The organism is Flammeovirga pectinis (assembly GCF_003970675.1).
Lineage (GTDB): Bacteria > Bacteroidota > Bacteroidia > Cytophagales > Flammeovirgaceae > Flammeovirga > Flammeovirga pectinis.
Genome location: NZ_CP034562.1, coordinates 987,249 through 1,008,539, shown reverse-complemented (window position 1 = coordinate 1,008,539; position 21,291 = coordinate 987,249). Strand labels below are relative to the sequence as shown.

The following is a 21,291-nucleotide window of genomic DNA, read 5'->3' as shown; positions in this document are numbered from 1 at the left end:
AAATAGTCTCACGCAATTTTAAACATTTAATAAATGATTTAAAAGAAAAAGGGGTATTTTTTAAAAATACCCCTTAAAAAAGTTCATATTATTACAATTATCTCATTTCTAGAGCTGTTGAGCATCTAAATTTGCGATTGTAATCATATCTACAATTTGTTGCACATTAGCACCCATTTGCAAAATATGAGCTGGTTTGTTCATGCCCATAACAATTGGTCCTACTGTATTTGTCCCTGCTACTTCTTCCAATAATTTCAAAGCAATATTGGCAGCCGATAGGTTAGGGAAAATTAATATATTTGCTGCTGCTTCAGCCAAATCAGAGAACGGGAATGTTTCTTTTGTTTTCTGAGGGTCTAAAGCAAAGTTAGCTTGAATATCACCATCAACAGGTAACTCAGGGTTACGTTGTTTTAAGATCTCTCTCGCTTTTCTCATTTTAGTAGCATCTTTACCCTTTTTAGATGATCCGAAGTTAGAGTAACTTAATAATGCAACTCTTGGATCAAGCTTAAAGAATTCTTTTACTCTTACTGCAACTGCTTCTGTAATATCTACAATTTCTTCTGCTGTTGGATCTTCGATCATCGTTGTATCAGCTAAGAACAATGGTCCTTTATCTGTAAGTACCATATACATTGTAGCTACTGGCTGATCTTCTTCTGTACCAATTACTCTTAATGCAGGAGCTAGAGAAGAAATATAATTTCTACCTAAACCTGCTATCATAGCATCAGCATCACCTACCTCAACCATCATTGCAGCAAAGTAACTCCTTTTAGACATTAATTCTTGTGCTTCGTAGAGTGTTGCTCCCATACGTTGACGTTTAGAATAATATCTTTCACCATAATACTCTCTTTTTTCTGTAACTTCTTCTACACGAGGGTTTATGATTTGAACTTTTAATAACTCATCTAATTCAAGTGCTTCAATCATTGCACGAATTCTAGATCTTCTACCCAATAGAATTGGTTCGATAATACCATCATCCATAGCAATACGAGCTGCACGTAAAATATGCGGGTTATCTGCTTCTGCAAATACAACTTTTTTACGTTCAGAACTTGCTTTAACAGATAAACGACGCATGATATCGTTACCAGAACCCATTCTTTTAATAAGTTCTTCCTTGTACGCTTCCATATCGTCGATTACTGCTTTTGCTACGCCTGTTTCCATCGCTGCTTTAGCAACTGCAGGAGCAACCGTAGTAAGTAATCTAGTATCAAGTGGTTTTGGAATAAAGTATTCACGACCAAATACTAAACGATCTACATTATAGGCTTGAGTTACCGTTTCTGGTACTGGCTCTTTTGCTAATTCTGCAATAGCGCGTACACAAGCTAATTTCATAGGCTCGTTAATTTCTGTAGCACGTACATCTAAAGCACCTCTAAAAATATATGGAAAACCTAAAACGTTATTCACTTGGTTAGGATGATCTGAACGGCCTGTTGCCATCATTACATCATCACGCGTACTCATTGCTAAATCGTAAGCAATTTCTGGAGTTGGATTAGCTAATGCAAATACAATTGGATCTTTTGCCATTGTAAGTAACATTGCTGGTGTCATTACATTACCTCTTGATAGACCAAGGAAAACATCAGCTCCTACCAATGCTTCTTCTAATGTATGTACATCCGTAGCTGTTGCTAAATCAAGTTTCTTACCTGATAAATCTTCTCTATCTTTTCTTATTACACCTCTACTATCACAAACAATAGCATTCTTACGTTCAACACCTAATTCAAAAAAGATATTGATACATGATACTGCTGAGGCTCCTGCACCAGAAACTACCACTTTCAAATCTTTAAGGTCTTTTCCTATTATTTCTGCTGCATTTATTAATGCTGCGCCAGAAATAATTGCCGTACCGTGTTGATCATCGTGCATTACAGGAATATTCATTTCCTTCTTTAATGTCTGCTCGATTTCAAAACAGTCTGGTGCTTTTATATCTTCTAAATTGATCCCACCAAAAGTAGGCTCCATTGTTTTAACCGCTTCAATAAATTTCTTTGGGTCTTTTGCATCAATTTCAATATCGAAAACATCAATTCCTGCAAAAATTTTAAAAAGGACACCTTTACCTTCCATTACTGGTTTAGATGCTTCAGGACCAATATCTCCTAAACCTAATACTGCTGTACCATTCGATATTACCCCTACAAGGTTACCTTTTGCTGTATATTTATAAACGTCCTCCTTGTTTTTTGCAATTTCCAAACATGGATCTGCTACTCCTGGAGAATACGCTAATGATAAATCTCTTTGTGTTTTTGTCTTCTTAGTTGGGACTACTTCAATTTTTCCTGGAATAGGTTTTTCATGATATTCCAAAGAGTCCTTTTTGCGTATTACGTTTTCTGACATACTTGATTTATATTTTGTGTTAATACGGTTTCGATGTAAAATACTTAGTGTTTTAAATACTGTCAAAAGTAAGTTACTTTATATTCGTATAAAAGTATCTATTCTTATTAGAATGAAGTTTTTTCAAAAAAAATTGAATATTTTTAGCTAAACATATTTTAAAAAAGTAAACGCTATGAATTTTTGCAGCAATTGCGGTAACAGCAAACTAGAATACATTATTCCTGAAGGTGATCAAAAACAACGTTTTGTGTGTAATGAATGCGATACTATTCATTATCAAAACCCAAGAGTTATTGCTGGTTGTTTACCTATTTATGATGGGAAAATTCTTTTAGGGAAAAGAGCGATAGAACCTAGGTATGGCTATTGGAATTTACCTGCAGGTTTTCTAGAAAATGGTGAAACACCAAATGATGGTGCATTAAGGGAATTATATGAAGAAACACATGCTAAAGGTGAAGCAAAACATCTACACACTGTATTTTCTTTACCTAATTACAATCAAGTGTATTTGATTTATCTCGTTGCGTTATCTTCAGACCAATTTTCTAAAGTTACTTCTGAAAGTATTGATGTAGAGCTTTTCGAAATTAAAGATATTCCTTGGGATGCTATTGCATTTGAATCGACCACTTTTGCAATAAAAAAGTATATTGAAAACCCTACAAATAAAGAAGCTAATATAGGCCATTTGATAAAAGAACAATTACATTAATTTCCTTTTATCAAATAGTCCATAAATCAAAAAAGCTATTAAATAAATAGGCCTCTTTCATCAAAGTTAAAAGGTTGCCATTTATTATCCCAAAGGCTATGAAGCTCCGTAAAACCTATCTCTTTTAAGATTTTTGCAGTTTCTGTAAATCCTTTTAAAATCTCGCCTGTTGTATGTGCATCAGACTGAAGGGTGATTGGTATTTTCATTTCCTTCATTCTTTTTAATACCCAAGGGCTAGGATATAAATCAGAATATCCTTTATATAAACCTCTTGTATTTACTTCTGCAATAACCTTAGAAGCTTTAATTTCTTCTAGGTATTCCGTCATTAAATCTTGATACCATTTATCGTTTTCATCAAATAATTTTTCTGTTGTATTGTGCATTTTAATTTTATCTAAATGCCCTAATACATCGGGAGTGTCATTTTGAAGCATTTCAATATTTAATGCAATGTAATCTTCAACAGCTGCTTTAATATCATCTTCAAAAACCTCTTTTAAGCCTTTTCTGAAAATCGTTTTTGTATTGTCTATTTCCCAATATTCTCCTTCATCGTTCTGCTCTACAAAATGAACAGAACCAATAGAATAGTCTATTTGAGGGAAAGAATGCACCCCACATTCTTCTGGTACATAATCTACTTCTAGACCTGCATAAATTTGGATACGACCTTTGTATTTATCTTTTAAACGTTCGATCTCTTTAAGGTAGTCATTCAATTTTTCACGTTTCATATTCCATGTTGTATCAAATGGAACTGGGGAATGCGAAGAAAATCCATAGGCTTTTATACCTAATTCAATGGCAGCCTCAATGTATTGTTCTAATTGTGATTTTCCATCGCAAAAAAGTGTATGCGTATGAAAAACAGTCCAAGCAGGTTTCATGCTAATGCTGGTTAAATTACTTTACAATCGCCAACGTATTGTTAGCCCAACTAAAGATGGCAGAAGAATATTTATCCCCCAAATAATTAGTGAAGACATTAGTGCAATATTAACATCTGCATTCAATAGTGTAAAGATATAGAGGGTAGAAAGCTCTCTAGCCCCTAAATCTAACATTCCGGAAAGACTTGGTGCGAGCGTTTTAATCAGAAAAATAGAGGGAACAACTAAACATAAAGTCTGAAATGACAATTGTACATCTAGCGATAACATCACTAAAATAAATTGAAAAGAAAATATAAAGTACCTTAACTGAGCTGCAGTAAGTGTTTTTAGTATTAATGGTTTATCGTATTCATTTATCATATCAAAATAATAAATAAATAATTCCTTGATTTTAGAAGATGATTTTATGCTATAAAATAGACCTATTATCGATATAAAAATCACTATAAAAAGAATAAAAACAGCAGTCCATTTAATTGGAAATAACCACTGAAACCCTATCAATAAAAAGACACTTAAAGTACCGTATATGTAGGTGAAAATTCCTTGTGTAAACTGAGAAAAAAACAGTGCTCCAACCGACTTTTTTCGTTCTATATTTTGTGGTAAAACCCAATATCTTCCTAATGAATTACCGATGGCTCTCCCTCCTAAAAAAGCAGCTCCTAAACCCGATAAAACACCAATTAAAGCTTGCTTAAAATTAAGCTTAACTAAAGGTGAAATTAATAATTTCCACCTGTAAGATTCTAGTAACCAATTTACAGGCATTAATAAAAATGCGAAAACCAATAATATAGGATGGGTAATAACTACCTTTTCCCAAGGTGTTTTATCTACAAATTGATAAATAGCTAAACCTCCTAAAAAAATAGCGAGTGTCTTTAAAAAGTAACTGATATATTTTTTTGAAATTACCATAAACCAAAATACATTGGTATTAAAAGTAAAATACCTGCAGCAAGCATTAAAATAACCAAAAGTGGGCCCATCCATTTCACCCAAGTTTCATATGGGATTTTAGCAATAGATAACACACCCATCGTTACACCACTTGTTGGAATTATTAGGTTGGTAAGCCCATCTCCAAATTGAAAAGCCAACACAGCAACCTGTCTTGATATTCCCAACAAATCGCTTAAAGGAGCCATTATAGGCATTGTTAATGCAGCTTGACCTGACCCTGAAGGTAGGAATGTATTTAAAGCACTCTGAAAAATAAACATTGCTTCTATAGATGCAACTTTTGGAAGTCCGCTAACCATACCTGCAATACCATGCAATACTGTATCTATAATTTTACCGTCGGATGCTACTATCAAGATACCTTTACAAAAGGCAACAACTAATGCTGCAGTCATCATTTCTTTTGCTCCTTTTACAAAACCAGCACTTATTTTATCTACATGGATACCACATATTATACACGATATTACGCCAATTGCGAAAAACAAGGCCCCGATTTCAATCATATACCAATGGTATTTTGCTACACCAATAACAAGCATTACAATCCCAGAGGCAAACGTTATTAACACAAGTGATCTTCTTATTGTAAAAGGAATGATATCAGCATCTTCCAACTCATTATTTTGTTCAATACTATCAGCCATTAAACTTTTAGAAGAGTCGTTGGCTATCTTCGACACATAACGCATGATATACACAACACCAATTATTGTAAAAATAACCCAAACAAAAATTCTGTATTCCCATCCACTAAAAAGAGGAACTTCTGCAATTGCCTGTGCTATACCTATTGTAAACGGGTTACTAATTGCACCAGCAAAGCCAATACCTGCTCCAACAAATGGAATGGCAACTCCTACTATAGGATCCAATTTCATTGCTCTAGACATTGGAAGTGTTATCAGAATAAAAATCAAGACTTCTTCTGACATTCCAAATGTTGCTCCTGCAATAGAGAAAAATACGATAATTACCGGAATTATTATCTTTTTATAGAGTGCATGTTTATTACTCCATCCAACTAATCTTTGTAATCCAGATTCAATAGCACCTGTTGTTGTCATCATCCCAAAAGCACCACCTACAATAAAAATAAAGGCAATTATTTCTGCTGCAGAAATAAACCCTTTTAAAGGAGCAGTAAAAAATGAGGTAATTCCTTGAGGTGATGGAGTGACTTCTTGATAACTTCCTGGTACCAAAACATTACGTCCATTTACTAACTCCCTACTGTACTCTCCTGCTGAGATAAGCCAAGTAAAGCCTATAAATAATAGTAAAATCGCAGAAGCGATGACAAGTGTATCAGGAAGTTTTTTCATGTTGATTGATGTATTCTAAAAGACATTAACACAAACTTATTGAACACATCTATAACAAACTAAAAAAAATCACTTTTATTATAGCGTAAGTTTGACTATTTTTCATGGTGAATTAGTATAAATATACAATTACTAAAAAATGAAAATTACAGAATTAGATGACATTTTTGATGATTATGATAGTTACAAGGCATTAGGAGAAGATAGTTACATAGTTGGTGCTCAGCATCCTCAGAATTTTAAGCAGCATAAAAAATTTATAATTCCATTATTTTATTTTGATGGCGAAGAATGGTTTAAATTAGACATTAATAAGTTAGGTGAGACTATATTTTTAGCAAGTGCACCCTATACGTTAACTACTGATTTTAAATTAGAAGAATTAATTAAAGTTAAAGGCGTACGTCCAAATAAACAATTAACGGACGATGATGCTTACAATAAAGAAAATTCTTTAACCAAACACATCACTCATGCTGATCGCTTAGGTGTATTATCTGAAGATCAACTATTAGAAATCTTTCCCGGTGAAATTGACCTTGAATTACATTTATTTCATCCAGACAAGCACTACTATGACATCATTAACGAAGTCTATGTAGCCCAAGAACGCAAGTTCTTTGCCCAAACTAAAGAAGGCCTTATTTATGGACCTTTTGTGGGCGTTAAAACAAGTACCGAAGCAAAGACTATTCGTCTTTCTGCTACTGGAGTACGTAAAAGCGTTGAGGTATATGAATTACCAAAAGATGCTTATTTAGAATTTAATATGCCTGAAGAAGGATTAAAGCGTAAGCTTGTTCGTTCTACACAAGATATTGAATACTATATTGTTGATACTGTTGATTTTATTAGTAGACAAGATCTATTTAAATGGGCAGAAGATCAGTTAAATAAAAAGCAATCTTTAGAGGTTGCTGATAAAGTATGGAAAGCAATTTCTAAGGACAATACAATTACATCTTTTCATGAACGTTATCAACGTCTTGAAAAATTATTTGCTAGACCTCAAGAAAATCTTCAATACTTACAACAATTCGTTACTTCTTTGGCAGAAAATGATTTCTTCAAAGCAAGTTTAGATGGATTACAAAGCGAAAAGCTTGAATTGGATAACTCTATCGCTCAACAAAAGAGAGAAAGAGATCAGATTAAAAAAGAGAGTGCTCGTTTTTCAGAAGAAATTCAAGACCTTGAAGATGGCATAAATAATCTTCGTCAGAACGAACAGAAGATTAGAGAAAGCCTTCAGAAAGAAAGAGAATCTGCGATCAATAAAGAAATTGAAGAAGGATTGTCTAAGCTTGAAAAAGTACGTGAAGAATTATCGGATAAAGCAGAGGCTATAGAATTAGCACACACATTTGATAACCTTGCAAGAATCAATGAAGAAATTGATAACGCAAGAAATGTGAAACATAATCTAGATGTTTCTATTGATGCTTTAAAAGAAGAATTTATTCAGGTTCAAGAAGATGCTGATAAATCTTTGAAGAATTTATTAAAAACAAAGATGCAATTCGATGTTTTCAATTCTGCTTCTTCAGGGCAAAATCAGCTTCCTCAACAAAAGAATGATTTTGAATTAAAAGATTATTCTATTGAGAATGAAACACAAATAAATTCTCTAAAAGACCTTTCTCAGAAAGTACACAAACGTTTGGGAAGATTAGGACGTAATTACCCTGATCATTTTATTGCTAATGTTTTGATTGCCATGCATCAGAACTCAATTACGTTATTATGGGGACCTCCAGGCTCTGGTAAAACATCTTTGAGTAGGTTCATGATTCAATCTTTAGCAAGGCCAGAACGTTTCTCAGAAATACCTGTTGCAAGAGGATGGTCATCTCAAAAAGATATTATTGGATTTGCAAACCCTCTATCTAAACGTTTTCAGAGAGCAAATACAGATTTGTACGACCTCTTAAAGCAATTAGATGGTGAGTTCAAATCTACATCATACCACCAATCTCCTATGTCATATTGCTTATTAGATGAGGCTAACCTCTCTCCTATTGAGTATTATTGGGCTGCATTCTACTCGAATACAGATACCAAAGCACAGATGGATAAAGGTATAAAAATCTCTTTAGGTAATAATGAGTTTATTGAATATGCCAACAACTTACGTTTTCTTGGTACTTTAAACTTAGATTCTACTACAGAACAAATTTCGCCTAGATTATTAGACAGATCTCATATTGTAAGGTTAGACTTGCCAAAGAGGGACGTCCCGTTAATCAGTTCAGAAATTATTATGCCTGAGGCTTACGAAATACCATTTGATAGTATTCGTGACTTATTTGATTTAAAAGATTTCAAACAAGAATTAGCTCCAGATCAGCTTGAGTTTATTGATACTGAACTTGAAGAACGATTTGAGCAAATTTCTGCTGAATTAAGCAACCTTGGAATTCAAATTAGTTTAAGAACTAGAAAAGCAGTTATTGAGTATTGTAATTTAGCACATAGTGCAATGAACGAACAATTCCGTCCATTGGATTATTGCTTAGCTCAACGTGTCTTTACTCGTATCAACTTGCAAGGAGCAGAAGCTCGTGAAGGATTGAAAACACTACTAGACATTGTAAAAGGGTTTAACCTTAAGGACTCTCATGCTGAGTGGACTTTACAAAAGATGTTAGACAGAGGTGCTAAAGAAGGATTTAATCATCATTTCTATAATTACTTCTCAATAGACGGATAAAAATGGAGTTTAAGATTTTTCATATAAGAAAAGATAACTCTCCACCTTACAATACAGAAAGAGAAGAGGTGCTCCCAATCGACGGTTTACACGTTGTTTTGGAGCATCATTTCTATGAGTTAGAATTCCAATATTTTGAACTTCCTGTTAACACAAAAGTCACTATAGATGGTGTTGAAGTAGAAAATTCTTTAATCCACAATTCAGAAAGGGAAAGTAGAATAACCGTTGGATTAGGTCAGCATTTTTCGAACCAATTAGGTGTTGCCACAGTTACTTGTGGCGGAGAACCTTTTCAGGTACGTATAGATGCATCTAAACTAAGCTCTGACGATGCAGAGGGGATGATCACTTATTTATATAAAAAGAATAAGTCGTTAATTCTAAAACTCTTTACTAGAGAAGAATCTGAGGATGATAAGAAGAAGAAACCTTCAACTTTATCAATGACCCGTTTAGGACCTTTGGATAAATTTATCAATGACATGGAAGATATTCTTCCTGATTTGGCACATAGCCCAAGGTATTCTACAGTTCAAGAAAGGGAAATACAAGATTTTGCCACCGCTGATATTGACAGTCAGAGTATTGATTGGTTAATAGAACACCTTGACGAACTCTATTTTGATGATTCGTTAAAAGATCATCCAGATGCTATAGAAATTAATGGACAGTACACTGTTATTGATCGTATTGAAGCTCCCGTTGTTAAAATGGAGTATGCTACGTACGAAAATGAGTGTATTTTAGGTGGCTTTTATTGGGCTAGAAAATTATTAGATGATTTGATCACTCATATTCATCTAATAAATGATTCTAAAAATTATTTTCAAGGAGATGGTAATGGTTACGCTACTTTTGAAGCTGCACAAGTTATCATCAACTCTCAGGCTATAGAGGATGTTAATGATATCAAGACAAGATTATACCGTCTTGAAAGAAAGTACATGCAATTATTACCAAACACAAAACCCAATGTTCATCCTCCGAGATTAACAAAGCGTTTTGGATCGGTAAATCTATATTCTAAGATATTTTTAAGTCTATTACAGGTGTATAACCTAAAGATAGATACCAATGAAAATAGTTCTTCGCTTAAGACGTCATTCTTAGATCAAATTTATGAACTTTATACCTACTACCAACTCTATGATGCGTTAGTTGAGTGCTTTAAAGATTATAATGTTAAGATTGACGAAAGCCCTTTAGAAGAAGGCGAATTTATTCCAAAGCGCGTATCAATTCAACCAATTAAAGGACGTTGGCAAATGAATTTCCTTTATCAACCCCAAATTGGAAGAGAACCTACAGATACCCACTTGGTTTTACATGGTAAACCTCATAGAGATAGTTTCTATTATACTCCCGATTTTGTTGTTGAGTATATGGATCCTCACCTTTCTTTACGATATGGTATTCTGGATGCAAAGTATAAGATGGCGAAAACTGTCTTAGATCAAGATCTAAAAGAGTCTTCGTTTAAGTATTATACTTGTGTTCGAGTTATAGGAGAAAGAAGAGATCATCAGAAGCCTGATTTCCTATGGTTAATCTGCCCTAATGCTTGTTATGGCAGACCTGTATGGACAATGAACTATGATGATAATTTCTTACCTATTATTGGTATTGTAATGAACAATGCTGAAAGCAATGATCCTATAAAAAATTGTATCAAGAAAATGATGCGAGAATGGAATGTTGGAGTATAAAATAATTAGTTAATCTACTATTTTAGTATCTAACCATTTTCGCTAAAAAATAAAAAAACGAAGCATATTATTTATGCTTCGTTTTTTTATATAATTGACTTTAAGTCGACATATCTAAATAATCTATGATAGACTTAGACTTCTTCTTCAGAACTAGTCATTTCAGATTCGTCAAAAGCTAACGGCCTGTTGAACTTCTCTTCTAACGAAATAAATGTTTCTGTTCTAGATATACCTGATATGCTTTGTATTTTATCATGCAATACTTGGCGAAGGTGATTTGTATCTCTACAAGCAATTCTAACGAATATACTCCAATCTCCAGTTGTATAATGCAAATTAAGGATTTCAGGAATTTTTTCTAGCTCAGTACATACTTCTTCGTACAGACTACTCTTTTCTAAATAGATGCCCAAGAACGATGTAATATCATATCCTAATTTTGAAAAATCGAGATCTAATGTTGAACCTTTTACGATCCCCATTTTCTCCATTTTTTTCATTCTAACATGAACTGTTCCGCCCGAAACAAATATTCTTTCAGCGATTTCCGTGTACGGAGTTTTCGCATCTTTCAATAATTCGGACAAAATCTTTATATCGACGTGATCAATCTCAGGTATTTTTTCCATAAGTTCGGCCATTTTATTAAATACACTTCATTATTTACCCAAATTTATTACAATTATTGAAATTCTTAATTAATAACTTTAAAAAGATTTCAATTTTTTGAAATATACACTAAATTTGTAATTCAAATACAGAAAAGCTATGTCAGAAAACTTCGGTTTAAGATGAAAAGGTGAAAATCCTTCGTAGCTTTTAGCATGTGTTTATTTTATGTGTTGTTTATTGGTTAAGGTTAAAGGTATGCGAATTTTTTGTGTACCTTTTTCATTTCTTAGATTCTAGAAACAGTTGCAACCCATTTTAGGCAAATAAAAAAGGTAAGACTATCTTTAAAGTCTGACCAAAATTGTTTAAAAACAAAATTGCAATAAAGATGGATCTTACCCTATCACAAAGGTATAAAATAGAAACGTATTTAGAAGAAGGATATTCAAATAGTTTAATATCTGATAAAATCAACGTTCATAAATCGACTGTAGGTAGAGAATTAAAGCGTTGTGATCACCTTGATGGATACGATGCTGAGTATGCTCATAAACGATACCTTAAAAAGAAATGTAAACAAACTGGTTTTCATAGTTCTACAATAGAATATAAAGATGAAATTCTGTCTGCATTAGAGGTTAACCAATATAGTCCTGAACAACTTGTAAATCGGAAACGCTTAGAAGGAGGCTCCTTTCCGTGTGTTGAAACAGTATATCAAATTATATATTCTCAGATGAGTCAAAATCCTTCGTTAAAAGAGCCTCTAAGGAAACTAGAGGGAAACTTACAAACAGGAAAAATATACGTACTAGACCAATAGAAGCTGATAATCGTTCTGAAATAGGACATTGGGAAGCTGACGTGGTAATTGGTACTAAAGCTCGTTCTGCTGTGCTTGTAACTTTAGTAGATAGAAAGAGTGGGTATCTATTAGTAGGAAAGGCAAATAGTAAATCAGAAAATGATGTAGGTGCTACATTGTTATCAATGTATGAAAGAACGCCAATTCCTTGGTATACTATTACTTTTGATAATGGAAAAGAGTTTGCTTGTCATCAGAAAATAGAAGAATTATGTAATACTGTAGCCTATTTCGCAGATCCTTACTCTAGCTGGCAAAGAGGTACAAATGAAAACACAAATGGGTTATTAAGACAATATTTTCCTAAAGGTCAGAGTATGGAAGATGTACTTTTAAAGTATATCTCCAAAATTGAAAATAAACTCAATAATAGACCTCGTAAAAGGTATGGATTTTATAGTCCTATTGAGCTTATAAATAATATTGATATTAGTGCAGCCTAAAGTTGCAATTGTTATTAGAATTCAAGTTTTAAAAAAAATCGGTTCATCTAACATAATAGATGAACCGATTTTTTTATTGAAGGATAACCTTTTTTAATTATTTCAATTCTTGAGAGGCAGGTATAAATCCTTTCTTGATTAACCAATTTTCTAGTTCACCAGGGAATGGCTCACCATATTGTTCGTTAATATAATCTGAAGCTACTTGAATAATCTCCTGATCTTTTCCAGAAATACTTAAAGCTTTAATAAGTGTATCCATCTCTTTCCATAAATCTTTATCATTTACGTAGCAGATATTTACTTTAGCCAATAAGTTAGATTGTTTTGAAATTACGTTGGTAGAATAAAACTCTACTTCAGATCCACTTTCTGGCGTCTTGTAATCTTCTATAAGATACAATGCTTTTTTATCAAGCATCATCTCCCCATCGTATACTTTTAATACTTTGTTGATTTTTGATTTACCATCAATACTATACTGATAGATATAACTAAAACCACCTTTCTTTTTAAATACCTCTTTATCTAAATGAAGTGTAAAGGTATCTCCTAATACAGCTCTCATATTAGAACCAAAAAATTCGCTGATATCTTCAATATCTTTATTCTCGATAACGCCTACACGTCTGCTGCTTAAATTTTTATTTGCAGCAACAGGCATAATTACATTTTCAAGTAATGCAATAAACTCCCCTCGTCTGTTATCTTTAGCTTTAGAGCCGTCCAATAACATTCTCCCTTTCTCTGCACTTACTACTAGTGCCTTTGCATTTGCTGAAAAAAAAGTAAGTTCTGTCTGTGGGGAAATCACATCACCTACTATTAAGTTCCTTTGTGAAGAAGTTTCTTTTATGTCTCCAGTTAAATGCAGTACGTAGTAATCTTGAGCAATTGCCAGTGTTGTCAGTAGACAAGCTGCAATTGTTAATACTAATGACTTTCTCATAACATTGTTAGTTGTTTTACTTGCCGCAAATATACATTAGATATTAATGCTTTTTTTAGATAACGCATAATTATATTAAATCCATATATCAAAGGGCATAAAAAAAGCCTCAATCTTTCGATTGAGGCTAAATAGAGCATTAAAACTCTTTTATATTCTTAGTGATTAGATAAGTAATCTGCAACACCATCACGAGTGGCTTTCATTGCATCTTTACCTTCTTCCCAGTTTGCAGGACAAACCTCACCGTGTTTCTCAGTGAATTGAAGAGCATCTACCATACGTAATGTATCTTCGATGTTACGACCTAGAGGAAAATCGTTAACTACTTGGTGTCTAACGTTACCAGCTTTGTCGATTAAGAATGTACCACGAAGTGCAATTGGAGCTCCTTCGAAAGACCATTGACCTTTATCTTCGTCAAAAGTATACTCTCCACCTAATACACCGTAGTTCATTGCAATAGTTTTAGAAGCATCTGCTACTAAAGGATAAGTTACACCTTCAATACCACCTTCTTTTTTTGGTGTCATTAACCAAGCTAAGTGAGTTTCTTCAGTATCTGTAGAAACACCAATTACTTGAACTCCTCTTTTTTCGAATTCAGGTAATTTCTCTTGAAATGCCAAGATTTCAGTTGGACATACAAAAGTAAAATCTTTTGGATAGAAGAAAAGTACTACTTCTTTCTTACCAATAAATTGCTCTAAAGAAAAGCTTTCTACAATCTCTTCTCCGTTGATTACTGCACCTGCAGTGAACAATGGTGCTGCCTTATTAACTATTGACATTGAATTAATTTTTTACGTTAAACAAAGTTTATTTTTGTCATCACAAAAGTAGTCTTTATTAGCTTAAAACCTACTTTTGTCACCTTTTTTTAATGATAATTATCAAGCTAATACACTCCTTTATTTACATCACAATTAGATGTTCTTTATTAAAACATAATCATCCATAACATATCCCTGCCCTATATCTGCAACTACTTCATCAACTACTTCAAAATTCATTTTTTTATAAACAGCAATAGAATTTTCGTTGTATTTATTTACCGTGAGGCGTACTCCCTTTTTACCTCTATCCTTTGCTTGTTTTTCTACAAACTGTATGGCCTTTTTTCCAATACTCTTCCCTCTGTAGTCGGCATCTACATACACCTTACTTAAAAACACAGTTTCCTCTTCGTTTTTAAAACCAATGTAACCAACACTTTCTTTATTAAACTTAAGTTCGTAATATTCTAACCCGTCTAATATTTGCTGTTTCATAGCTGTAAAAGACTGAAACTTATCGAGCATATAATCTACCTGTTTTGTGCCTATTATTGGTATATAATGTGCTTTCCATATTTTTTCTGCTAGTTGTTCAATTATTACTAATTGTTGGTCTGTTGTGGCTTTTACGATCTCTATCATTTTTTATTCTTTAGAATGATGAATATCGGTTGATGGATATATTTATCCAAATTCGGGAGGTAACATTATAAATAGAAACAAAAAAAGCAGCCCTATTGCTAGAACTGCTAATTGATTTAATTGATCAGTAGCTATTATTCTACCGACAACGTCATCGTTTCTATATTTAAAGTAAATGTTGCTGTAGCTACATCTGCTCCTGTATAAGTGAAGTTCCCTCCTTTTTCTTCTAATTTAATACTACTTGCTGCTGCTGATATTTCATTGAAACCATAGTTTCCGTAATCCCAAGAACCCAACACATTTACAAATTTGAATTCTTCTCCAGATTTTAAAGGTCCTGTATAAACAAGTACCTTTTCATCTTCTGCAGTTGGTATAAATTCCATATTTGTCTCGTCAGCATTATTCCATCCATTTTCAGAACCAACTTTAAAGATACCGTACTTTCTTACTTGAAGCGTTTTCTTTTCTGGATCGGTAGCATCTATTTCAAAATGATAATTTCGAGCCTCATCATTTAATACAATATTTGAGCTTTCTCCTTCGTCTTTTTGGATGTTAGATGAATGCCTACCTTCAAAGGCAGAGTAGTTCCACTCAGAACCCCAATCACCTAAAAATTCTAATACTTTAAATACAGCATTATTTTCACCATCTTTTTTGATATAGTGTATCCCTGTAAATTTAATATCGGATGTTTTCTCTAATGCGAAATCTGTAGATTCTGGATTCCAACCACTAAATGAGCCCACTAAAAAGACTTCAGATGCTTGCGCAAAAACAGCTGCTGCAAAACCAAAATGATTTGATGGTATTGCCTGAATACCTTCTACTGGTGTTTCTAATTTCCCAGCAAAAGCTTTAACTCTAATATCAAAATCTGTAACGTTACCTGGTGATACCGCTAATTCATTTAATGCTTTATTAATCTCCTCATTCGTGATATTCGCCGTTAAATTAGTGGTTTCTACAATTGTTGCTACATTTGCACTATCCCCTTGCAAAGCTACCTGAACTGCATATTGTGTTGCAGCAGTTACACCTAAATTTGCTTCTGACCAAGATACTACCTCCCATTCTTCTTGTAAATTATCTTCTGTAAAGATATACTCCGTTTTAGTAATTGGGTCTTCTAAAACTGGTGCAGTTGCATTACTTGGATGATAGACTGTTTTATCCTGTGTTTCACAAGACATAAAAGCCATCAAAATAACACTTAAAGTGCTGATATATAGTTTATTAAATTTCATTATTATCAAATTTAAATCGCATTACAACAACTCAGTTATACTATAATATAACTGAGTTATTAAATTACTAATAATTAGGGTTTTGTTTAAGGTTTGGATTTGCTCCAACATCGGATGCAGGTAATGGATATAACTCATACTTAGAATCAACATCCTTACCATCTACAACACCACCTTTATAAGACCAAGGAGCTACATAAGTACCGTTTGAGTATTGTCCAAAACGTCTTAAATCTGTACGTCTATGTCCCTCCCAGTACAATTCTCTTGCTCTTTCTGCTAATAAAAATTCTTCTGAGATTTGTGGAACAGCACCCGTTCTACCTACTCTATCCCAAAGTTTCTTAACATTTAAATTTGATGCTGATCCAGAAAGTCTATAATCAATTTCTGTTTGCATTAGTAAAGCATCTGCTAAACGGAATACAGGGAAGTTTGTGTCTACAAAATCTAAACGAGTAGCACCAGAGCCATCTGATTTCATGTTCTTGAATTTCTCAATTCCGTAACCTTCAGTAAATTCTCTATAATCAGTTACCTCTCTTTTATTCCCTTTAAAGAATAAACCTCTTGGATCTATTTGATTTTCGTTTCCATCTTCAAATAATTCATATAAAGAAGGCATAGAGCGGTTACCACCCCATCCGCCACCAATACCATACTTGGCAGCATCCATTTCTCCACCAACAGATGCGCATACAAGGTAAGTTGTACCGCCATAAGTTTGTGTATAGTTACCATCAAAGTTAATGGCGAAAATGATCTCTTTATGTTGCAAGTAATTATCTGCTAAGAATAACGTTTCGTAAGCAGTGTAATCCTGAGTAGCACTTTCTACTAACGTATAGTTACTAACTACTAAATCTGTATATTTTTTTGCTTCTGTTAATCTATCTTGATTGATATATACTCCAGCATTTAAATACAATTTACCTAGTAACATATATGCTGCACCTTTATTTGCTTGGCCTACTAAACCAGCGTTAGCATCAATTAATTGCTCCTCTGCAGAAGTTTCTATAATTGCTAAAAGTTCTGCTTCTATGTAATCAAATAATTCAGTACCGCCTAGTTCCCCTGCAGGGTTTGGCAAATCAGATCCTACATTATCATTTTCTGTAACAAAAGGAACTATATTCCCGAATAAATCAAGTGCATGCCAGTAAGAAAATGCTCTTAAAAACCTTGCTTGAGCTCTATACGCTTTCACTTCCTCAAAAGGAGCATCTTTCGTATCTCTTAAATACTGATTACATATCGTTACCTGATAAATGACACGGTTATACAGTGCTTCAATTAAAGTATTTGTTGATACCCAATTCATGAAACTCATAGAAGGTTGACCTGGATCGGTCCATCCGTTGATTGCTTCATCAGTAGGTAATTCTTGTGCTTCCCAAAGTCTTCTTAAATATTGAGATGCTCCTTCGTCAATACCTCCTAAATCACCATCACCAGCAGGTCCTTGCTGACCCGTTGTTGCATAACCTGCATATAATTTTGATAAACCTTGTTGGTAACTTGCAAGGTCAGTGTACGTATTGTCTTTTGTTTTTTCTCTCGGATCAACAGGAACGGTATCTAGTTGATGTACACAAGAGGTAAGTGAAGTTGCTAAAACTAAAATAGCTACTCCTATAGATGTTTTTATATTTTTGATTGTCATTGTTGCTATGTTTTAGAAGTTCACATTTACACCTAACATAAATGTTGTAGGACGAGGATACATATTGTTATCAATACCTCCTTGAATTTCTGGATCTACACCTTTGTAATTAGAGAATACACAAGGGTTGTTTACTGTACCAAAAACTCTTGCCGTCATCTTGCCATCATTTAAGTTATTGAAGTTATAACCTACCATAATGTTGTCTATTCTAAAGAAGTTAGCATCCTGAACATAGTAATCTGATTTTAACTGTGCATTTTGGAAACCTGTATTGTAAATATCAGAAGTTACGTTATTTGTATTTCCATTGGCTGATGAATACAAGTTGTTATAATACGCATTGTTCGAGTCTACGTTATTATACACCTGACCTCCAAAACTAGCACGACCTGCCATACTAAACTCCCAGTTCTTATAAGATACACGCGTTGTAAAACCTAAGTATACATTTGCCATAGGGTCTCCAGCGATGTACATATCTTTTTCATCAATTACACCATCTCCATTTCTATCAACATAGGCGCCTTCAATTGGCTTTCCACCTTCGTCATAAATTTGTTCATACACTAAGAATGAGTACGGAGCATATCCTTCTTTATGAATTTGAATTGTTTCGCCAGTACCACCAGAGATACCACCAACTTTTACTCCTTCATAGTTAGGATCATCTACCATTGTCAGTTTTGTAATTTTTGAATCATTGTAAGTGAAGTTCACACCAAAATCCCAATGGAAATCTTTCTTCTGAATAATTTTAGTGTTTACAGATAATTCAATACCCTTATTTTCCATAGAACCTACGTTAGTAAGTAACATGTTTGTAAGGTTAGAACCTGCCGGAACAGGTACCATGTTTAATAAATCGTTAGTAACTCTGTAATACCCTTCAACTGCACCTGTTACTCTGTCGTTAAAGAAACCATAGTCTAAACCAACGTTATAAGTAACCGTTTCTTCCCATTTAATATTCTCATCGTATCCTTCTGGGCGAATTGTAGGTACATAAATAATCTGGCCTGTGTTTGGATCATAATAAGAATATTGTGACTGTGCATCGCCATATGTATATCTAGCCATATAAGGGTAATCTCCTCCACCAATATTTTGCTGACCAGTAATACCAACACCTGCTCTTAATTTAAGATTAGATAATTTATCAAAACCTTGCATCCAAGGCTCTTCATTAATCTTCCAAGCCAATGCTAAAGAAGGGAATGTACCCCATCTGTTATTAGGTGAAAAACGAGAAGTCCCATCTTGACGAACAGTAACTGTTGCCATGTACTTATCATTAAATGTATAATTAAATCTACCAAAGAAGGAAACTAAATAATATTCTGTTGCCCAGATATTCTCTTTTGGGTTTTCAACATTTCCTTGTACGTTATTCTCATTACTTGTTCCTTCAGAATAGAAGTGCTGCCAAGAATAACCACCCATTACATCAAATCTAGATTTACCTATTTCTTTGTTGTATTGTAAATAAACATCTAATAATTCGTTACGTTTATTTTCTGTATAATCACTTACAAAACCACCTGTTGCTCCATTATTAATGTTCCATGCAGTTTCTTCACCAGCGTAAATACTACCATTAGAAGATGAATAATCATAACCTGCATTTACTTTTACACTCAAATCTTCAAATCCATGAATTTTGTAGTCTAACTGCATATTACCAATGCTTCTATTTACTTTAGCATTGTTATTTTCTTGTTCCAACATTGCCATTGGGTTAGAAGGTGCATTTACAGAAGGAGCTCCATTTTGTAACCACGTATGGTAGCCACCATAAGGTGCGTACGCAGGGTCGTTACTTTTTACAGGTTGAGTTGGATCGTAAACTACAGCAGAACCCATTGCACCAGTATTTGCAAATTGGTTATCTACAAACATACCTTTAATTGATGCATTTACTTTTAAATGATCGCCTAAAAACGTAGGTGATAAATTAAGGTTTACAGTAGTACGTTCCATCTGAGATGTCTGCATTGTACCATTATCTAGGTTATAACCTACTGTTGCTCTAAATGGCAAAACACCTTTAATGTTACCAGAAACACCAACATTTTGATCTGTACTAACAGTTGTTCTTAAAACTTCTTGTTGCCAATCAGTATTTGCATCGCCTAATAAATGTTCCCCCGGACGGCCACTCATTAAATCTCTATATTGATCTGCCGATAATACATCCACTTGTTCGTTTGGTGTATTTACAGATACAGAACCCGAATAGTTTACACTTAATTCAGAGCTATTGCTTTCTCCTTTTTTTGTTGTGATAATCAATACACCATTTGATGCACGAGAACCATAAATTGCTGTAGCAGATGCATCTTTCAATACAGTCATGCTCTCAATATCATTAGGGTTAATTGCATTTAAAGGGTTACGCATACCTGCAACACCTTCAGAATCTACAGGCACACCGTCAATTACAATTAATGGATCGTTTGATGCCGATAGAGATGACCCTCCACGAATACGAATTGTTGATCCAGCACCGGGAGCACCACCTGAGTTCGTGATCTGAACACCTGCAACTTTACCTTGTAATAAACCTTGAGGTGAAGTAATTGCACCTTGGTTAAACCCATCGGCAGTAACGGCTTCTACAGAACCTGTCGCATCTTTTTTATTGACACTACCATAGCCAATTACAAGAACTTCTTCAAGTTGTTCTGCATCAACTTCCATGTTTACATCAATGGTTGTTGCTGTTGAAAGAGTGATCTCCTTCTTTTGATAACCGATATAGCTATACATTAAAATAGAAGCCTGATTATCAATAGTCAACTTATAATGACCATCAAAATCTGAGGTTGTACCTTGTGTGGTTCCTTTTATAACCACTGCCACTCCTGGTAATGGAGAGCCATTTTCATCAACAATAGTACCTTTGATGGTTTTTTCTTGTGCGGAAACAATGTTACTCATCAGGGTTGAGAGTGTAAAGATCCAGGCACAAACAAACCATTTGTTTGTCTGAAGTAGATTTCTTTTCATAATAAATAATGATAATAAAATTAGGTATTAGTCTAGACCCCTACTTATAAAAAGGGTCTAAATTCATTTCAATACTGCTATTGTTTATTTAAACTTGCGAAATTTTAAACTTAAAAAAATACAATACTATAATTGCTTAGATTACAAGTGCAATGTTAACACTTATGCGTTAATTTTTCGCATTAATTTTTTGTAAAAAACAACGCTAATTTTAACACAAATAACTAAACATATTTTTATAACACTCAACGCTATGCACTCTCGCATTGATTTTAAGTTAAATTTATTAAAGCAAACGGTTTCTGTAAATCTTAATTTTATGATAAAAAGCAGTATCTAGTTTAACATAACAGCTCTTAAA

The 21,291-nt window shown here is 33.7% G+C and carries 14 protein-coding genes and 1 pseudogene; 4 read left to right on the top strand and 11 right to left on the bottom strand.

Annotated features, from left to right (window positions below; all coding sequences use genetic code 11):
- Positions 1–108: 108 nt before the first annotated feature.
- Positions 109–2,385: an NADP-dependent malic enzyme gene (locus EI427_RS04120; protein ID WP_126611925.1), complete on the bottom strand. Its 2,277-nt coding sequence runs from the start codon at positions 2,383–2,385 to the stop codon at positions 109–111.
- A 175-nt stretch (positions 2,386–2,560) separates the two neighbouring features.
- On the opposite strand from EI427_RS04120, the gene EI427_RS04115 reads away from it, so the two are divergent.
- A complete protein-coding gene (locus EI427_RS04115; RefSeq protein ID WP_126611923.1) occupies positions 2,561–3,103 on the top strand; it encodes an NUDIX hydrolase in 543 nt (180 codons plus the stop codon).
- A gap of 38 nt (positions 3,104–3,141) precedes the next feature.
- Here EI427_RS04115 and EI427_RS04110 read toward each other — a convergent pair whose 3' ends face one another.
- Genes EI427_RS04110 through EI427_RS04100 form a run of 3 tightly spaced genes read right to left on the bottom strand, consistent with a single transcriptional unit; the run spans position 3,142 to position 6,293 of the window.
- Positions 3,142–3,996 (bottom strand): histidinol-phosphatase, encoded by an 855-nt coding sequence (locus EI427_RS04110; RefSeq protein WP_126611921.1) that lies wholly within the window; start codon positions 3,994–3,996, stop codon positions 3,142–3,144.
- A 21-nt stretch (positions 3,997–4,017) separates the two neighbouring features.
- Positions 4,018–4,923, bottom strand: coding sequence for a lysylphosphatidylglycerol synthase domain-containing protein (locus tag EI427_RS04105; RefSeq protein ID WP_170178389.1), 906 nt, complete (start codon positions 4,921–4,923; stop codon positions 4,018–4,020).
- A complete protein-coding gene (locus EI427_RS04100) occupies positions 4,917–6,293 on the bottom strand; it encodes a YfcC family protein (protein ID WP_126611917.1) in 1,377 nt (458 codons plus the stop codon). The genes EI427_RS04105 and EI427_RS04100 overlap by 7 nt, the downstream gene beginning before the upstream one ends.
- Positions 6,294–6,432: 139 nt before the next feature.
- Here EI427_RS04100 and EI427_RS04095 point away from each other — a divergent pair, with 139 nt between their 5' ends.
- The gene (locus tag EI427_RS04095) at positions 6,433–9,003 is read left to right on the top strand and encodes a PhoH family protein (protein ID WP_126611915.1); all 2,571 of its coding nucleotides are present in this window, start codon (positions 6,433–6,435) and stop codon (positions 9,001–9,003) included.
- Between the two features lie 2 nt (positions 9,004–9,005).
- Entirely contained in the window at positions 9,006–10,712 is a 1,707-nt protein-coding gene (locus tag EI427_RS04090) for a hypothetical protein (protein WP_126611913.1), read from the top strand.
- Between the two features lie 134 nt (positions 10,713–10,846).
- Here EI427_RS04090 and EI427_RS04085 read toward each other — a convergent pair whose 3' ends face one another.
- Entirely contained in the window at positions 10,847–11,344 is a 498-nt protein-coding gene (locus EI427_RS04085) for an Lrp/AsnC ligand binding domain-containing protein (RefSeq protein ID WP_126611911.1), read from the bottom strand.
- 371 nt (positions 11,345–11,715) lie between these two features.
- Between EI427_RS04085 and EI427_RS26485 the strand changes: the two are divergent.
- Positions 11,716–12,635, top strand: a pseudogene (locus EI427_RS26485) (IS30 family transposase).
- Between the two features lie 97 nt (positions 12,636–12,732).
- Here EI427_RS26485 and EI427_RS04070 read toward each other — a convergent pair.
- The 6 genes from EI427_RS04070 to EI427_RS04045 form a co-directional block, all read right to left on the bottom strand.
- Positions 12,733–13,584: a hypothetical protein gene (locus tag EI427_RS04070; protein WP_126611905.1), complete on the bottom strand. Its 852-nt coding sequence runs from the start codon at positions 13,582–13,584 to the stop codon at positions 12,733–12,735.
- Between the two features lie 158 nt (positions 13,585–13,742).
- Complete coding sequence (locus EI427_RS04065) at positions 13,743–14,375, bottom strand: peroxiredoxin (protein WP_126611903.1); 633 nt, start codon at positions 14,373–14,375, stop codon at positions 13,743–13,745.
- Between the two features lie 135 nt (positions 14,376–14,510).
- Positions 14,511–15,002 (bottom strand): GNAT family N-acetyltransferase, encoded by a 492-nt coding sequence (locus EI427_RS04060; protein WP_126611901.1) that lies wholly within the window; start codon positions 15,000–15,002, stop codon positions 14,511–14,513.
- 134 nt (positions 15,003–15,136) lie between these two features.
- Positions 15,137–16,255, bottom strand: coding sequence for a SusE domain-containing protein (locus EI427_RS04055; protein WP_126611899.1), 1,119 nt, complete (start codon positions 16,253–16,255; stop codon positions 15,137–15,139).
- Positions 16,256–16,322: 67 nt separating this feature from the next.
- Complete coding sequence (locus EI427_RS04050) at positions 16,323–17,921, bottom strand: RagB/SusD family nutrient uptake outer membrane protein (RefSeq protein ID WP_240655353.1); 1,599 nt, start codon at positions 17,919–17,921, stop codon at positions 16,323–16,325.
- A gap of 12 nt (positions 17,922–17,933) precedes the next feature.
- Positions 17,934–20,861, bottom strand: a complete 2,928-nt coding sequence (locus EI427_RS04045; RefSeq protein WP_126618326.1) for a SusC/RagA family TonB-linked outer membrane protein — start codon at positions 20,859–20,861, stop codon at positions 17,934–17,936.
- Between the last annotated feature and the right edge of the window lie 430 nt (positions 20,862–21,291).

What these genes read in the sequence shown, in the direction of transcription:
- EI427_RS04120 (WP_126611925.1), bottom strand. Translation starts at nt 2,385, where the DNA reads ATGTCAGAAAACGTAATACGCAAAAAGGACTCTTTGGAATATCATGAA.
- EI427_RS04115 (WP_126611923.1), top strand. Translation starts at nt 2,561, where the DNA reads ATGAATTTTTGCAGCAATTGCGGTAACAGCAAACTAGAATACATTATT.
- EI427_RS04110 (WP_126611921.1), bottom strand. Translation starts at nt 3,996, where the DNA reads ATGAAACCTGCTTGGACTGTTTTTCATACGCATACACTTTTTTGCGAT.
- EI427_RS04105 (WP_170178389.1), bottom strand. Translation starts at nt 4,923, where the DNA reads ATGGTAATTTCAAAAAAATATATCAGTTACTTTTTAAAGACACTCGCT.
- EI427_RS04100 (WP_126611917.1), bottom strand. Translation starts at nt 6,293, where the DNA reads ATGAAAAAACTTCCTGATACACTTGTCATCGCTTCTGCGATTTTACTA.
- EI427_RS04095 (WP_126611915.1), top strand. Translation starts at nt 6,433, where the DNA reads ATGAAAATTACAGAATTAGATGACATTTTTGATGATTATGATAGTTAC.
- EI427_RS04090 (WP_126611913.1), top strand. Translation starts at nt 9,006, where the DNA reads ATGGAGTTTAAGATTTTTCATATAAGAAAAGATAACTCTCCACCTTAC.
- EI427_RS04085 (WP_126611911.1), bottom strand. Translation starts at nt 11,344, where the DNA reads ATGGAAAAAATACCTGAGATTGATCACGTCGATATAAAGATTTTGTCC.
- EI427_RS04070 (WP_126611905.1), bottom strand. Translation starts at nt 13,584, where the DNA reads ATGAGAAAGTCATTAGTATTAACAATTGCAGCTTGTCTACTGACAACA.
- EI427_RS04065 (WP_126611903.1), bottom strand. Translation starts at nt 14,375, where the DNA reads ATGTCAATAGTTAATAAGGCAGCACCATTGTTCACTGCAGGTGCAGTA.
- EI427_RS04060 (WP_126611901.1), bottom strand. Translation starts at nt 15,002, where the DNA reads ATGATAGAGATCGTAAAAGCCACAACAGACCAACAATTAGTAATAATT.
- EI427_RS04055 (WP_126611899.1), bottom strand. Translation starts at nt 16,255, where the DNA reads ATGAAATTTAATAAACTATATATCAGCACTTTAAGTGTTATTTTGATG.
- EI427_RS04050 (WP_240655353.1), bottom strand. Translation starts at nt 17,921, where the DNA reads ATGACAATCAAAAATATAAAAACATCTATAGGAGTAGCTATTTTAGTT.
- EI427_RS04045 (WP_126618326.1), bottom strand. Translation starts at nt 20,861, where the DNA reads ATGAGTAACATTGTTTCCGCACAAGAAAAAACCATCAAAGGTACTATT.